16 protein-coding genes are annotated in these 16,371 nt (G+C 34.4%); all 16 read right to left on the reverse strand.

Features of this window, described 5'->3' with window-relative positions; genetic code table 11:
* Positions 1–22 precede the first annotated feature (22 nt).
* Positions 23–868: a glycosyltransferase family 2 protein gene (locus tag AC1HCU_RS08400; protein WP_480365144.1), complete on the reverse strand. Its 846-nt coding sequence runs from the start codon at positions 866–868 to the stop codon at positions 23–25.
* 11 nt (positions 869–879) lie between these two features.
* Complete coding sequence (locus tag AC1HCU_RS08405; protein ID WP_480365146.1) at positions 880–2,049, reverse strand: glycosyltransferase; 1,170 nt, start codon at positions 2,047–2,049, stop codon at positions 880–882.
* A gap of 7 nt (positions 2,050–2,056) precedes the next feature.
* The gene (locus tag AC1HCU_RS08410; RefSeq protein WP_480365148.1) at positions 2,057–3,244 is read right to left on the reverse strand and encodes a glycosyltransferase; all 1,188 of its coding nucleotides are present in this window, start codon (positions 3,242–3,244) and stop codon (positions 2,057–2,059) included.
* 11 nt (positions 3,245–3,255) lie between these two features.
* Positions 3,256–3,825, reverse strand: a complete 570-nt coding sequence (rfbC, locus tag AC1HCU_RS08415; protein WP_480365150.1) for a dTDP-4-dehydrorhamnose 3,5-epimerase — start codon at positions 3,823–3,825, stop codon at positions 3,256–3,258.
* A 4-nt stretch (positions 3,826–3,829) separates the two neighbouring features.
* Positions 3,830–5,701, reverse strand: coding sequence for an NAD-dependent epimerase/dehydratase family protein (locus AC1HCU_RS08420; protein WP_480365153.1), 1,872 nt, complete (start codon positions 5,699–5,701; stop codon positions 3,830–3,832).
* Entirely contained in the window at positions 5,698–6,777 is a 1,080-nt protein-coding gene (rfbG, locus tag AC1HCU_RS08425; protein WP_480365155.1) for a CDP-glucose 4,6-dehydratase, read from the reverse strand. The genes AC1HCU_RS08420 and rfbG overlap by 4 nt, the downstream gene beginning before the upstream one ends.
* 1 nt (position 6,778) lies before the next feature.
* On the reverse strand, positions 6,779–7,549 hold the full coding sequence (gene rfbF / locus AC1HCU_RS08430) for a glucose-1-phosphate cytidylyltransferase (RefSeq protein WP_480365157.1): 771 nt from the start codon (positions 7,547–7,549) through the stop codon (positions 6,779–6,781).
* A gap of 35 nt (positions 7,550–7,584) precedes the next feature.
* A complete protein-coding gene (locus AC1HCU_RS08435) occupies positions 7,585–8,196 on the reverse strand; it encodes an IS630 family transposase (RefSeq protein ID WP_480371135.1) in 612 nt (203 codons plus the stop codon).
* Positions 8,126–8,575, reverse strand: coding sequence for a helix-turn-helix domain-containing protein (locus AC1HCU_RS08440; RefSeq protein ID WP_480365160.1), 450 nt, complete (start codon positions 8,573–8,575; stop codon positions 8,126–8,128). Before AC1HCU_RS08440 ends, AC1HCU_RS08435 begins: the two co-directional genes overlap by 71 nt.
* A gap of 68 nt (positions 8,576–8,643) precedes the next feature.
* On the reverse strand, positions 8,644–9,645 hold the full coding sequence (locus AC1HCU_RS08445; protein ID WP_480365162.1) for a glycosyltransferase family 2 protein: 1,002 nt from the start codon (positions 9,643–9,645) through the stop codon (positions 8,644–8,646).
* 2 nt (positions 9,646–9,647) lie between these two features.
* Positions 9,648–10,811 carry a glycosyltransferase gene (locus AC1HCU_RS08450; protein WP_480365164.1) on the reverse strand — a complete coding sequence of 388 codons (1,164 nt, stop codon included), beginning with the start codon at positions 10,809–10,811 and terminating at the stop codon, positions 9,648–9,650.
* A 2-nt stretch (positions 10,812–10,813) separates the two neighbouring features.
* Entirely contained in the window at positions 10,814–11,992 is a 1,179-nt protein-coding gene (locus AC1HCU_RS08455) for an ATP-grasp domain-containing protein (protein WP_480365167.1), read from the reverse strand.
* Between the two features lie 31 nt (positions 11,993–12,023).
* Complete coding sequence (locus AC1HCU_RS08460; protein WP_480365169.1) at positions 12,024–13,079, reverse strand: EpsG family protein; 1,056 nt, start codon at positions 13,077–13,079, stop codon at positions 12,024–12,026.
* A 9-nt stretch (positions 13,080–13,088) separates the two neighbouring features.
* Positions 13,089–14,003, reverse strand: a complete 915-nt coding sequence (locus AC1HCU_RS08465; RefSeq protein WP_480365171.1) for a glucosamine inositolphosphorylceramide transferase family protein — start codon at positions 14,001–14,003, stop codon at positions 13,089–13,091.
* 14 nt (positions 14,004–14,017) lie between these two features.
* On the reverse strand, positions 14,018–14,629 hold the full coding sequence (locus tag AC1HCU_RS08470; RefSeq protein WP_480365173.1) for a hypothetical protein: 612 nt from the start codon (positions 14,627–14,629) through the stop codon (positions 14,018–14,020).
* Positions 14,630–14,648: 19 nt separating this feature from the next.
* Positions 14,649–16,178 carry an MATE family efflux transporter gene (locus AC1HCU_RS08475; RefSeq protein ID WP_480365174.1) on the reverse strand — a complete coding sequence of 510 codons (1,530 nt, stop codon included), beginning with the start codon at positions 16,176–16,178 and terminating at the stop codon, positions 14,649–14,651.
* Between the last annotated feature and the right edge of the window lie 193 nt (positions 16,179–16,371).

The raw sequence follows: 16,371 nt of genomic DNA on the forward strand, positions 1-16,371 counted from the left end.
TATATGTTATTAATTGAAGTTTTTATTTTTCCTTCAATTGTTGTAAAATTCGAAGCTCTTCAATTTTACATTTAATATTTGTGAAATAATGCATTTTTAATGTAGCAAAGATATATCCCTCTTTTCCATCCAGGAACCCCAGTTTCCATATATAATTATAAAAGAAAAATATTACTCCAAGCCACCACGAATCAATGAATGCGTACTTAACTTTTTGTCTGATTGTAAAAACTCGGTAGGTGTCTTTTTTTATCTTCAAGAAGCGCCGAGCCTCCCAATTGGAATATTCATTATGCTTTTGTATATAACTGGTTATCCCCTTGTCTTCTTTGTGCAAAATATATCCGTCAATCTGACCAATTGGTCCGCTTAAAATTGGATGTTCATGTATCTCCAAACCCGAATAATTACCGGTAACATCGTCGTCCTCTATTTTTTCATATTCTCCCGCTGATTTCTTGAATAAGGCCAATTTTCTCGTTGGTATACCATATTTCAATAATTTCCCTAAAAATACATTTCTATAATTAATTTGAAAACCAACATAGTCTCTTGTATCCTTCATAACTACTTTCAAGTTATCAAGGAATTCTTCTGTCATAAATTCATCAGCATCAACAAAGAAAACCCACTCATTTCTAATTGGAACATTTCTCAAAGCCCAGTTCCTTTTTTTGGGAAAATCGCCATTCCATTCAAAATTAATGTAAACGTATCCAAAAGAAATAACAATCTCTTTTGTCTTATCTGTACTTTGAGAATCAATAACTAGAACTTCATCAAAATCTTTTAATAAAGGCAAAAAGTAGGGAAGGTTTTTCTCTTCATTCTTAACAGGGACGATAACAGTAACAGGTATTTTATTCATAAAATTCGTTTTTATCCTTCAAATAAAAAATCAGGTGTGGGAGCTTGTTTCAACAAATATCTGTAAAGCAGCGTACTCTGTTCAGCGATATGGGTCCAGGTAAAATCTTTAGATACCATGTCAAATCCGTTCTTTCCCATCCGGTCTAATTCATCATCAGTCATAGTAAAAAGAGTGGCTAGTCCTTCTCGAATACTTTTTGGTTCAGGGTTGACTCTGATTGCTGCATTTAATTTGAAACCTTCGGATAAATTGCAAAAATCCGTCATAATTACAGGAAGTTGATATGCCCAAGCCTCTAAAACAGCCATGGGCATTGCTTCAGTAAATGATGGTAGAATAAATGCACTTGCCTGTACTATTTCGTTCTCTTTTTCTTCACCAAAGATTGGTCCAATAAACTCCACATAATTACCTAAATCATATCTATTTACCAATGCAATCAATTCCTTTAAATGTCCTTTTTGATCCCAACCTGCAATTCTAATTTTCCAATTCTTCAATAAGTTTGGTGATTTAATTTTCAACATCGATAACCCTTCAATAAACTCCTTAAGCCCTTTAATAGGATTTATGCGGCCAACATAAAGAAGAATTTTCTCTTTATTACTTTTTTCTAATATTTGCTTATCTGGTATATTGATCCCATTTGGAATAATGGCAACAGGATTTTTAAATCCTAAGGCACGGATATTGTCATATTCAGGTTTACATAAAGCACGAAAGCAATCTGCATTTTTCAAGTTCTCATTCTCATAGAACCAGCCTGCAATAGTCTTATGTAATCTTGATTTTTTTAACGCCAATGGAGACAAACTTCCTCTCGGAGCAATTATGATCTTTGTTTTAGGATGCTTTTTTTTGTATCGCAAAGCAGCATATGAAAAATACATCCATATACCTTGAATCTCAATTATATCTGGAGCCTCATTCTCCAACACCTCGTGGATATCTTTAGAGAAACCCAATCTATTTAGGAGAGGTAGTTTGGATATATGATATTCTGCAATTGGAAGATCTTTGTATGCTTTGATATCTTCTTTATGATATTGATCGTGATGTGATACATACGATACTTGTATATTGCAATGATGCATTAGACTCAACCCTAGATTTCTAACCGAGTTGAACAAACCACCAGCCATTCTTGAATTTCTCGCAGATAACAATACTATCTTCATCAGATATTCATCTTAAGTTGCATATAAAAGAATTAAACTCCTCGCTATAAGATCGAAAATCAAAATACTCACTCCCTTTTAATTTTGCCTGATCTTTCATACGTCTTATTTCCAGAGGATCAGCCTTAAGCACCCTTTCTTTAATCGTTTTATACAGATCATCAAAACTATTTTCCGAAAGGATAAAACCATTGACAGAGTCATGTAAATAGGAGTCAAGATCACTTGTGATATTTGCTATTACAGGAACACCTGCAGTCATTGATTCAACAAACTTTGTTGGAAAACCTGCCATATTCTTTCTTGTTTTATCCCTCAACAAAATCATAAAATCAGAAATTTTGTAATAATCGGGTACATCTTTTTGAGACACTTTTCCCAGAAATACAATTCTTTCATTTATATACTGACTATCAAGAAAATGAGAGTATTTATCTAAATAATTTAATTTTGACATTCCTAAAATCAGGAATTGAATATTGGCACCTTCATCTAATAGTCTTTGAATTACATTGATAACAGTATGCAACGAATCTTTTTTTCCAGGATTACCGGCATAAATTATGCGTAATCCATTAAACTGTTTTATAGATTCGGGAATTCCCTTTAAGTTCTCATGAATCCATTTATCTTCCTGCCCATCACAAAGGGGTGGGAGAACAATATTGTTGGTATTTTTATAATATTCATTTAAATAACGACTTATCACAATTTTATTCTTTACGCGATGTTGAAGGCACCTCATATTAAGTAAATTTGGTAGTCTATCAATAAGATACAAATCATTTGAGGAATACCACTCCGTTATATCGTTGACATATTTTTTTTTATTTTTCCTCGCAATTTTCTGTAGTTTTCTGGTAAAATGATATTCAGCATTATATGAAATAAGAATATCAGAAGATGCCACCTCATTTTCAATAAGATTCAAACTATTTCTACCTCTCAGTAAATGCACTTTAACTTTCTCCCACAGACTTCCTTTTATATCCAAATCATTCGATATAACATACTCAAATCCATCGTAATAAAATCTATTATCATCGGATTTATCTTGATTGTTATATTTTCCACCCCAACTAATAAATTTCACCTCATGACCATACAATCTTAATGCTCTGGCATTGTTTAAAACTCTTGAAGCAGCGGCATCATAAATAGGGAAACGAAACGATCCGATATAAATTATTTTCATGTATTCCAGTTTTAGGGGAATAATCCAGTGTATTCTTTGAAACTCATAAGTGTCCTATCCTTCTCCGAAATGATCAAGTTCTCTTTACCCCCTATCTTTTCTAATGGCCACCTAATATTGATATCGGGATCATTATACATGATCCCAGAGTCTCCTTCACCATAGAAGACTTCATCGCATTTGTAAGAAACTACAGAATCGTCCAGAACCAAATAACCATGTCCGAAGAATCGAGGGATATAAAGTTCCAATTTATTATCACCTGTCAGATCAAAACCATACCATTGACCAAATGTCGGAGAATTGGGACGTAAATCAACTATCACATCATAAATATGCCCACTGATACATCTGACCAATTTGGCTTGTTGTTTTACCATCTGAAAATGGACTGCACGAATTACTCCTTTTTTTGAAAGGGTATAAAAGACTTCCTTTAATTCATGTTCAATGCCATTTGTTTGAAAAATATCAATGTTATAATCTTTGATAAAACCACCACGTTCATCAGTTGCATAGAAAGGCTTTATCAAATATGCTCCTTTCAGATCTAATTCCTCAAATTCAAATTTCTGAATCATCTTGTTATAATGTTATAGTTTTTTTAAGCCATTCCATTGTTTTTTTTGTTCCTTCTGCAAAAGAAACATCAGGCCTATAACCACAATCCTTGTTGATGGCGGTTATATTAAAAGTCTTAAGTGGCATATTTGTTCCTGTAAATGGAATTTCCCCAAAAATTGGTATTGAGTCAGGGGCACATGCTTGCTGCATTTCTAGAATAAATTCTCTCAGTGGGCGGGCATTCCCGCTCCCGATCATATATTCACAAAATGGCTTCCCATATTCCGAAACCAGATAAAAAGCCTTGGCAACATCAGTAACATACACAAAATCATAATTTTGTGTTGCGGCTGTAAACTGAAGAGATTCCCCCTTAATAATCTTTCTAAGTGTATTATTGACAAATCGCGGGGACAGTTCTCCCACCCCATAGGCGTTTGTAATCATAGGCCAGAGTAGGTCAATACCAATTTTTGCAGCAACAGATTTACACATACTGTGAGCAATATGTTTTCCCATACCATAAATATATTCCAAACCCGGTTGACTCTCCTGCGCGTGAACAACAGCTTCTACTTCATACTCCATTATACTGCCTGCACCTATAAATCTGCTGCAACCAAGTTCCTTTGCGACTTTAAGACATTCAACCGTGTTCAGGGCATTTTTCATTTGAAGATTATAATCGACTCGTGCTGCTCCAGCTGAACCGTTCCAGGCAAAATGTATGAATGTGTCATACATTCCGTGTGGTATTATCTCAAGCATTGCAGTAGTGTCAGATATGTCACACTGCAAATAAGTCATATTCTCATGTATTCCAAGCCTTCCGGGTGTTTCAGAAATATCCAATGCAAGAACATTTTTACCCTGTTCTAAGAAATATTTAACTGTATAGCTTCCAACAAAACCATCTGCCCCTGTTATAATCACATTATCGATTCGACTTTTAACAGTTTTCAAGTTAGTTACAAGGTCTTCATCACGCAGCCAAGCAATTGTTTTTTTTATTCCTTCTTCGAAAGAAACCAACGGTTTGAAACCGGTATCATTTACCAGTTTAACCGCATCGTAAGCCTCAATGGGCAAAGGGTTACCATTGAAGGGAACCTCACCCAAATGCAATTCGATAGAAGGATCAATGCAATCTCTAATTATCTGAATATACTCTTTAAGTCTTCTTTGTTGTGTACTCCCTAAATAGTAGGCGGTGTTTTTTCGACCTTTTGATGCTGCAAAATATATTGCTCTTGCGGTATCAGAAATATATACAAAATCATAAATCTGATTTCCGGATGTGAAAGATGCCCTTTTACCGTTTAACATCAAGCGACTGGCCATATTCACAAAATTGTTTGTCGTATTCCCGACTCCATATGTATTCGACAGGTAACACCATACATGTTCAATACCAAGTTTGGTACATTTAACCTTAGTCATAAAATGCATGGTGATTTTGGCTATACCATAGGTACTCACGTCGTTTGGAGTAGATCCATCGTTTGGATGATAATTTAATACATCTTTTTCCGCCAAAGTGCCTGCACCTATAAAACGCTTCACACCCATCTTTGAAATTGCATCAACAGTATTCAAAGCATATTTAACATTTGTCAACTGCAGTTCATAATCTGCCCTTTCATCTCCAAAAGAACCAGACCAAGCCAAATGAATACAGGCATCAATATCCCTGGCCGGTATCAGTTCTGGTAATTTAGCGATATCACTTAACTCGCAATATATAATATCCACACCAGGCAAATCTTTGATGTGGTCTACTTTCTCATTTATATCTTTAATGATAGCATAAACCCTTACTTCTTCCTCACACATCACTTTAAGAAGTGACGAGCCAATAAAGCCATTTGCACCTGTTACAATAACTTTCTTCATAATTCAAGTCTACTCAAGAATTCTTCAATCTGTTTATCCATGCAAGCTCTGACATCTCCATTATCAATCCAGCATTTACTCCACTCCACTACCTTTTCCATTGCTTTATCAAGGTTCCAATAAGGTTGCCAACCAAATGTTGTTTTCATTTTTGAACAGTCCAATTTAAGGAAGTTAGCTTCATGTGGTCCACCATCATAACGGTTGATCCATTTCATATCTTCACCCCAACGTTTTACAAACAATTCAACCAAGTCACCAGTTTGAAAACAATCCACCTCGTCTGGACCAACATTATACGAGTCAGCGTAAGCGCTATCTTCATACTGTTTAGCTGCAATCATCAGATAAGCATATAGCGGTTCTAACACATGCTGATAAGGACGTGTTGAAAAGGGATTTCTCACAATGATGTCTTCCTTTACTTGTGCAGCCCTTACACAATCTGGAATGATCCGATCATTGGCGAAATCTCCACCACCTATCACATTTCCAGCTCTTGCAGTCGAAATAGGAACGGTAATCTTACCTTGTTTATCAGTAAAGAAACTTCTTTTATAGCTTTTAGTTACTAACTCAGAACAAGATTTTGAATTTGAATAAGGATCAAATCCATCCAGCTCCTCATTTTCACGATAACTCCACACCCATTCCTTGTTTAAATATACTTTGTCTGTAGTCACATTCAGAAATGATTTAACACTTCTGCTATTTCTAACACATTCAAGGACATTAACAGTACCCATTACGTTTGTTTCGTATGTGTATGACGGGTTTTTATAGCTATCACGGACAATTGGTTGAGCTGCCAAATGAAATACAATCTCAGGTTGAGCCTCTTCAAAGGCTGCCTTGAGAGCTTCATAATCGCGGATATCTCCAATTATTGATTGAACATCCCTATATATTTCAGCAATTTCATAAAGTGAAGGTGTTGTTGGAGGATTCAATGAAAAGCCGGTAACTTTTGCCCCTGCATTAGAGAGCATTTTACAGAACCATGAACCCTTAAAACCGGTATGACCTGTAACTAGAACCCTTTTTCCCTCATAAAATTTCAAATTAAAATAACTCATATTACCAAATTTTCCAGGGAGCATTATCATCTGCCCAAAGTTTTTCTAATTTCTCCTTTTCTCTAAGCGTATCCATGCATTGCCAAAACCCTTTGTGCGTATAGGCCATGAGTTGTTGCTTGTCAAGCAATTTTTTCATGGGATCTTTTTCGAGTATCGTATCATCACCATCAATATAATCAAAGAATTCTGGTTCAAATACCATGAAACCAATATTAATCACATCACCGTCCATATCTGACTTTTCTCGAAATGCCTGAACCTGTCCATTTTCAATCTCTAAAACACCTTTATTTTGACCAAAATTATACACTGATACTGTACCAATTTTTCCATGAGAGTTATGATAAGCTAACAGTGATTTAATATCAATATCTCCTACGGCATCGCCATATGTAAGTAAAAAGGTCTCATCTCCAACATATTCCTGGATCCTTTTTATACGCCCCCCGGTTTGTGTGTTTAAACCTGTATCGACTACTGTTACTTTCCATGGTTCTACACTTTTTTGATGTACAATAATTTCATTTCCATTTGTAAAGTCGAAAGTTACATCAGACGTATGCAAAAAATAGTCTGAAAACCACTCCTTTATTGCATGTTGTTTATATCCCGCACAAATAATAAATTCGTTGACTTCATAAAATGAATACCCTTTCATTATGTGCCAAAGTATAGGCATACCACCTATCTCAATCATAGGTTTGGGCTTAAATTGAGATTCTTCTGAAATTCGGGTTCCGAAACCACCGGCTAAAATGACTAATTTCATATGTAATTTTATTTTTGTTGATATTTAAGTAATGTCTAAAATTTAATGTCGTAATGTTGTCCCACATTGTTGAGCACAAACGACAAACGTTCCTTGAGATTTTGAAAACTGAGATAGGCATCGAAAGGTATCCATTGATACTTGATTCTTCTCCATAATAGTTCTATCAAATTCAACTCCGGAGAGTAGGGCGGCAAGAAGTATATCAGTACGTCTTGCTCTTTCCACGCCTGGATTTTGGCTTTGAACTTTTTAGATCTGTGAATGGGCGAATTGTCCAGGATAACAACGGTCCTTTTTACGGTTTGAGCAACAAATTTATCCATAAAACGGATGCATGTATCGGTGTTGTATGTACCCTCATGCATCTCGAAAAACAGATGGTTCTTGCGGGTCATCAAGCCAACTACATTTAGTTTTTTCCCCTTTGTAGCAGGCAAAAGGATTTGTGTCCCTTTCATCTGCCAGGCATAGGGAACATTGGGAGTAAGACCAAAATGGCTTTCGTCACCAAAATAAAGATCAATGTATCCGCTGTCTTCCAACTGCTTAAGGGTTTCTATTTGTACTTGTTTGCTATCGAACTCCGCCTGGTTTCGTTTGGTCTTCAGGGATAACCGGATGCGTCTCCAGGTATAGCCCAGTATCTTTTAAAAAATTCTGCAAGGTCTTTTTGCAGAGGGTGATTTGGTGTTTTTCTTTAAAATAACTGAGTACATTTTTAAGGTTTCGACCATGAAGTTCAACCTGTTCGGCAACCTCTTTCTCATAACCCTTCAAGCGGGTCTTGACCCCACGTCCGGGTACCATTTGGAGCGAATCAACGCCACTTTTTTCCCATCCGTCGAACCACCGCTCAATCGTCCTGCGGCTCACTCCAAAAATTGCAGTCAGATTCGTAATCGATTGTTTCTGGTGTGACAAAAGAAGGCATTGACTACGCTTTCTTACTAAGTTGTCGCTACTACTCTTATGGAGGAGCTCCAGAGCCTCAAGCTCATCAGTTTTCAGTGTTATATATCTCATAGTGAGACAAATATACAAAGAAATTAGCAGAATAACAAGAATATACAACATTATATTATTCTAATTACTTACATTCTTGTCTTAATATAATAATTCGCAGCTATAAAAGAAGGAAACCATAGAATCATTAAAAAAAATCTGTTTGTTAAGCCCTTTATTTTCTCATTTGACCAATCATGATCTGGATATGCATCTTTGATTTTCAGAATATGATAAAATAAGATATAGTGGAATACTCGTTTAATCCTTTCAGTTCTGCTATAATCATATTCATCCCAGTGATTCAGGGTATACTTGTCGGCCCATAACATATTGATACAATGTTGTACTGTAACTTTCTTTATTTCGACGTTAGTAATAGAATCTGAAGAATTCATATAATATATTTTGAGACAGTCATTCACAAAATAAGATTTGTATTGATGACTTAGCTTACTCCATATTGCTGTACTGTCAACCACAAAAGTAACCCCATCAGGTTCAGGGAATAGATTATCTTTAAGCAGCTTCGTCACATGCATATTGGTGTGTTCTACATGTAAACCTTTTCTATCCCAAATCTTCCGAGCCTCATTTTTTGAACAATTATTTAATTTTTGGGGAAAAGGATCACCAACACGTTTCCCATTTTCATCTATGCATTGGGCAACAACTTCACGATACTCATTTCGATTTTCAACAGGTAGTTTCTCCCAATAATTCACAAAAACCTGCATAGCATTTGGCAAGAACTCATCGTCTGAATCCAGCATAGATAAATACTTACCTCTTGCACGACGAATTGCGCTATTCTTCCCTGTATGAGGGCCTGAGCCACTCGACCTTTTGATATACATAACCGGTATTGTTGCCTGTTTCAAAAAATCTTCCACCACGTCATCAATATTGACAGATGAACCATTATTCACGACAATGTATTCCATATTCTTGAAAGATTGATTGTCTACAGATTGCATAGCCCTCAACAACAACTCTCTTCGATTGTATACGCTGGTAATAACTGTTACAAGAGGAGTTATATTTACTGACCAAAGATCATTTGTTTTGATTGATATGATTGGTTCCTTCATTTTTAATACCTGTTTAGCAGAAAATAAACCTTTGACAATATTTTGTCATTATCATAATTAAAAGTAGCTAATTCCTCCCGCAAAGAATTATATTTTTCGGGATTATCAATTAAATATTGGATCCGCTTACTTAATTTATCCAAAGGCTCATAGTATCCATTCACATCATAATTTATTAACTCTTTTGCGGAACCGAAATTGGTGCATACAACCGGTATATGAAGAATTTTGGCCTCGTTAATTACATAAGGATTTGCTTCTGACAATGATGTGTTAACTAAAAGGTTTGCTTTAATCAGATAGCCATATGGATTATTAATCTCTCCTAAAATATGTACTCTGTCTTGCACATCATACTTGCCTAAATTTTCTTTTAAAAGATTATACTCGGCATGTGTCCCGACAGGACCGATTATATACCAGCAGATGTTACTTCCGGCATCAATCAAGTCACGAGCTAACGCAGGTATTGCTGATATTTGCTTTATCGGATCTATGCGGCCTATCGAAACAATAATGAATTTCTTATCATCAAACGAAATGTCACATTCAGATAGAGATTTTTTACGGATTAGTTGATCATCAATGATTGGGTAGACAGAAAAAACATTACTAGAAAAATCAGGATAAAAATTCAAAAAAGATTCTTTCGTATAATCTGATACACAAACAATTGAATGAAACGTTTTATAGATTATCTCGTCATCCACTGAAGTACTAAATTCACGATAACTGGCATAATCACATTGTATCCAAGCAATTTTGTTAGGGTGATTCATATAATGAACAAAGCGTGTCGGTACACCTTCGCTATAAGCAATGACCGCATCATAATGTTTCTTGTTTGCTATTTTAGTGGAAATTCGTTTAAAAAGAAAATCTTGAAACCTGTATTTTGTTATCTTAGCGGCAAACTTCACAGCTATGCTCAAATATTTATCAAATCCGTTCCGTTTTTCCAAACGAGATATCAGCGCATCAATATATCTATCTTTGGGGAGCAAAGTACAATTATGTAATTCATTAGCATAAGGCCCCTGATGAGCCATCACAAATACATCCGCATTGTAGAGCGATGTATCCAATTTATTTAATAGATTTTGGAGTGAACGATTTGTACCTCCATGCCCTAAATTTGTAATGACAAATAGTATTTTTTTCATCATCCTTAATTTGACCGTATTAAATGCAAATCTTTTAGAATCCTTTTAATAATTGATTTTATAATTACTCGACCCTGCAGCTTAATGAGCGCAAAGAATGGTGCTTTATCATCCTTGAAATAGGTGGCAAAAGAATTTGCCTTCCGCATATTATTTTTCCATTCAGAAAAAGAAATTGCTCCATTAATCATTTCTAGAAAGTAAGAGTCTTCAGGAACAAAAAATACCTCTTTAAATTTTGAGTTTTCTATTTCATTTTTATAATCACCACCAGCATTGAAAAGATACCAGATGTAGGGTAAATTCATCCCAGAATCAGTAACACTGATAGAATTCCCATCATTTCTGAAATTTATTTCCAAGAAATAATTCATATTATCTTTCCCTCTCAGGAATTCAATACTAAACAGACCAGAATAACCTATATGTCGCAAAAGGTTATGACATTTATTAATTAATTCATTAAGAGAGGATTCTAGACGATTAAACTTTAAAAAAACTAAATTGTTAAAGTTGTTTGCATTAATAATATGAGTCCTTCCCGGAATAATTATCTCTTGTCCACCATTTAAAGAACAACCTAGAAATTGAAATTCAAAATCTTTGTCAATATATTTTTGAACTTGAAAAACTCGGCAGTTATGATTTCCCTCTAAGAACACCTTTAATTCGTCTGAATTGTTGCATAATTTAAAATCAGCTTTGCCATTCTTTACGCTGGTAATTGACTTAGTTATGCATGGGTACTCAACTTCGTTAATATTGTCTCCAATGTTTATCAACCAAGACTTCGGTGTTGCAATGCCAAAAGACTTTGCACTCTTAGTCATTTTGTCTTTGTTCATCCAGGACGAAACGGCACCTTGTTTTACGGCATTTGGTAAATAAAAACAATCATTTAATAAGTTGAGATTGTTATCAACCAAACTAGCAGCATCATCACTACAGGTATACAAAACTGCTTTCCTCTCTGTATCTGTGAAGTTCTGGAGCAGGCACCTTAAAACATCGTCATCCGTTGAACAAATCCAACCTCTTTCAATATATTTACTTCTCAGGACAAAACTTTTCTTTAACTTAGACTGAATAATAACATACGGTTTGACTCTCTCCCTTGCCAGACTCTGAATCACTCCAAGAGCGTTCTGATGGTTTGCACCAATTATTACAACTTTATTGTTCATATATCATTTTCAATATAATCAATACATTAGTCTAAAAAAGAAGTGAGCGATATGCATCATAGCTAAAATATGGACCATTTAACCATATCTTCAATGCATAAAATAGGTATATAGAAATTGCAGCTATATATGCATATTTATAAGAATTCTTTCGTCCCTTATAAATTACCACGATCGAGCCAACCATAAAAAATGATGCAAAGTACTGTGTCATTCTCATATTGAGCGGGCCTAACAAATTGGCCATTAAAAAGAGTAATGACAACTTTACCATTATATTTTCTTTTTGAGATAGATTTTTATCTTTTACCAGAAATAATAATAATGCACTGGTTGCTAAAGCAAAAAGTGACGCCAACATACCGGCATTTTTCCCTAATTCTTTTACGTTTTCTAACGGCAACGAATAACGGTTAAAATATCTGTTCACGAAAGTTTCAACAAAACTCAATAAAAAAGTATTAGAGGTTAAGGCAATAATGATCATAATTGACAGCCATGTATATAATGTTTTCGTGGTTACTGTTTTCCCGTTTGCTATTATATAGGCAAGTGGAGCATATAATATTACACTATTATGAAACCAATAAGCAATAAATATTAATATTAAAAAAGGGATTATTTTCCTCTGATGTATAAAATATGTTGAAAGAATAAATATTGAAATTGCAATCCCGTTACGTATGGCTGTTAACATAAAGAAAACCGTATACTGTCCGTTGAGGAATAAAAGTAAGAAACCTAACCAAGCCCATTTAGAGGGTATATACCACTTGAATAAAAAATAATAAGCACTACACAACAATAATGTTTGAATGATCAGCAGACTTCTGTAAGAGGGTAATAATTTATTTAATAAATAATATCCAAATTCTATTCTCTCATTAGCTTCGACTCCATATAATTTTACATTTTGAAAATAATTTTCATATGTGGGATAATCAAGACCGTAATCAACACGAAAAGCTCCATACATGAAAAATATAAAAAAAGAGAATAATAGTCTTACTGAAGACTGGCGTTCATTTTTTACAGGAAGTAAATTTAATAAAACAACGAATATGGCTAAAGCAAAATAAACACTCATACTTTTAGATTATCTTATCTGTTTTAACACCTTTAATATATTTTTAATCCGGGTTGTGAAAGCAGAATAATAGATTCGACCAATAAGTGGATATAAATATCCGTAACCATCCACAACACATTGTCCATCGAGAAAATTAATGGTATGAATGCCCAGATTGTATTTATAGGACTGAGGTTTTATCCTGAATTTCAACTCTTCTTGAAACGCATCACTAAAATCAACTTTCATTATAGACAATGCAGATCCATAAAATCTAGAACAATCCTGAGCCGGACGATATAGTTGTTCGTTAACAGAAAAAAAATTACCCGCTGGACGAGAGTAACCTCTATCGTAAGTGAAAGGATAATTATCCACTTGAACATAGGGACCTAATAGGCTTTCAGATTTATACAAAAAGACTTGTTCCTGTGTATTTGGATATTTCATTGAAGTCATCCAATATTTCCCTTCATTTATAAAAATTGTGGCATCAGCCACCGCTTCATTTAAAATAATAACGGGATTGATTAATGTATGATTATCTTCATCCAATTCGTATATTTTCAAAGTTCCAGACATCCCGTTTTCCGGATACACATACACTTTACCATTCTCTCGAATATATGCAGGATAGGATAGGTGCGAATCGGTTTCCAATAATAAAAATCTGTCATATAGGCGTTTTGTTTTATTATCAACAATCAGTTCAACTATTCGCCCTTTTGTTTCATCAAAAAGCATTTCTTCGGCCAAAAGAATAATATATTTATCTGTAATCTTTAAAATAAATGGATCAGCAAAGAAACGATCATTATAACGATGCTTCATCCACTGAATTTCACCCAATTTAGTTTTATAGATTAAATGTTCAGGAGAAATATCAACGAACCCAATATTCCAATTAGATCGGTTTATATATTTAGTAATTCTTTTGTACATAAACTATTAGAAAATTATACCATAATGTCAAACTTATTTTTTTTCAATGTTGCAAAGTTCATCCATAGAATCTTTCCACAATAAAAAGAACCAAGTTCTTTAAAACCGCTCTTTATCTGCACTTTAAATGCCGGTATATTCCCATTCAGGACTAATGCAAGTACTTGAGTTTTTCCTAACTCGTTCAGTTTTTGAATACGAAAATTGTTCATTTTAGAATGCAAGCCCCTACCTCTGGCGATTGGATCACAATAGGAGTCTTCGAGTAAACCCTCCTGCGGCAAAAGGTAGATAGGATTTTTTAACTGTACGGGCAATCCAAGTCTTTCGGTTGATATCCATGTAGAATATATTAGATGTCCGTTTTCAATAATCCCATAGGCTTTATAGTTTGGATCATTTAGTCTCTCTTTGATCAATTCAAGTCTTTTTTTGTGAAAAGCTAATTTATTACCCAACAAAAAGTCTTCGTATCTTAATTCTTTAACTATCAAATCAAAATTTTCTAGACTGGCTGTCACATTCTCAACATTAATATTCAGACGCAAATAGTGAATTCTTCCAAATTGTGTCCCAAAAAATTTCCTAAGTATCGCTTGACCAATCTGTTTAAATGTATATTTCATATAATAGGTTGTCTTTTGCTTATTTAAATTTATATTTGAATGATTTCAATTTATTATTAACCATAAAACGTTCATTGGAATTAAGTCCCAACAAATAAGTAGTTCCAAGTACAGAGACAACACTTACCAAACATACAAAAATAAAAGAACTAAAATTTTGAGGTAGTCTGATATGCATCATTAAGGGAACAAAAGAAGATACGACTGTTACAACAAAAGTCCTCAAAATTACTTCTTTGAAATATCTTTTAAGAGATAGTTTTATTAAAGGACGTATCATCAGTAGCTGAACATATAAAGACACCAAAGTGACTACCAGTTGAATATAAAAAACACTCTCCGGAGCATATCCTAATTTTAAGGCAAGAAATGAAACAGGGATCATCAGCATTAGAATCAACCCTTTAACAGTTTGAAACTTCTTTAATTTCCCGGTAGCCAAATTGGCAGTATGCAATGGTTGCTCTAATGATTCAAAAAACATGATAACCAATATCAACCTCATAAAAGCCACTGTATGATCAGGTACCTCGACTAACCAAATTCCCAATATGAGTTTTGTCTCCAACAAAATTGGAAGTGCCAATACAAAAAACAAAAAAAAAGAAAATTTTGAGGAAGAGATTATCAACATATGCATACGATTCAAATTATCGGTAGCATAGGTTTTTGTGATTTGAGGAATAACAGCATACTGAAAATTTGAAATAAAACCTTTGACCGCTCCCTGAACCTGATTTGCAACTCCACGTGCTGCATTGACAACAGGCCCAAAAAACATATTTAAGAATATATTTAGCACCTGAGAAGATCCAATTGCAGCCATATTACCTATTAAATTCCAGCTGGCAAAAGAGAACATTACTTTCATTAAACTTTTATCAATGCTTAAAGAGAACCTGGATTCAGGAAAATGGCGGTTGCAATAAACGCCATAAATAACTCTATTAATAACCTGAATTCCAAAAAGAAAAAAGGAATATAGAATCAATTTATCAACGGAAATGAATGTCAACAAATAAACCACTACGAGCTTAAGAGTAACATCCAAAATAGAAATATAGGCAAATGCACTCATTTTCTCATGTGCAATTATATCCGCATCGTAAGGAACACTCATTACGCCGACAGCTGTAGTAAGAATTGAAAACTGATAGGCCCAAAATGCGGCATTCATTCGTTCAGGAGGAATAGAAAGTTGCTTATAAAAAACCCATAATCCCAAGGTCTCGGCTAAGACCACAATTATTAAGGCCAATACAATATGTATTATCAGACTAGTAGAAAATACGATTTTCAATTCTTGATCATTACCCTTTCCCAACGTAAAAGCAATATAACGATTAGTTGCATTTCCCATTGCCGAACGGAGAAACACAAACATCGTTACAACACTTCCTACAATATTGTAAAGACCGTAATCAACTACACCTAAAGTGGCAAGAACAATACGGCTGGTATATAATGACACACCTAATACCAATATCATTCTTGCATAAAGCAATAATGTATTCTTGGCTATACGCTTATTATCAGATGAATTGCTCATGAAATCTTGATTGTATGAATGGGGAGATGTGTGGATTTGGACTATATCGCACAACAAGAAAACCTAATTTGTGATTAAATAACATATTATTTTTCTGAATATTTGCGGCAACTTCTCATAGTCACGACCATTGCAGCACAACTTTACATATTGTTGAACAAGCCTATTTTATAAGAATAGTGTTTAAATATCT

It is taken from the genome of Proteiniphilum sp. LBM24028, assembly GCF_056629195.1.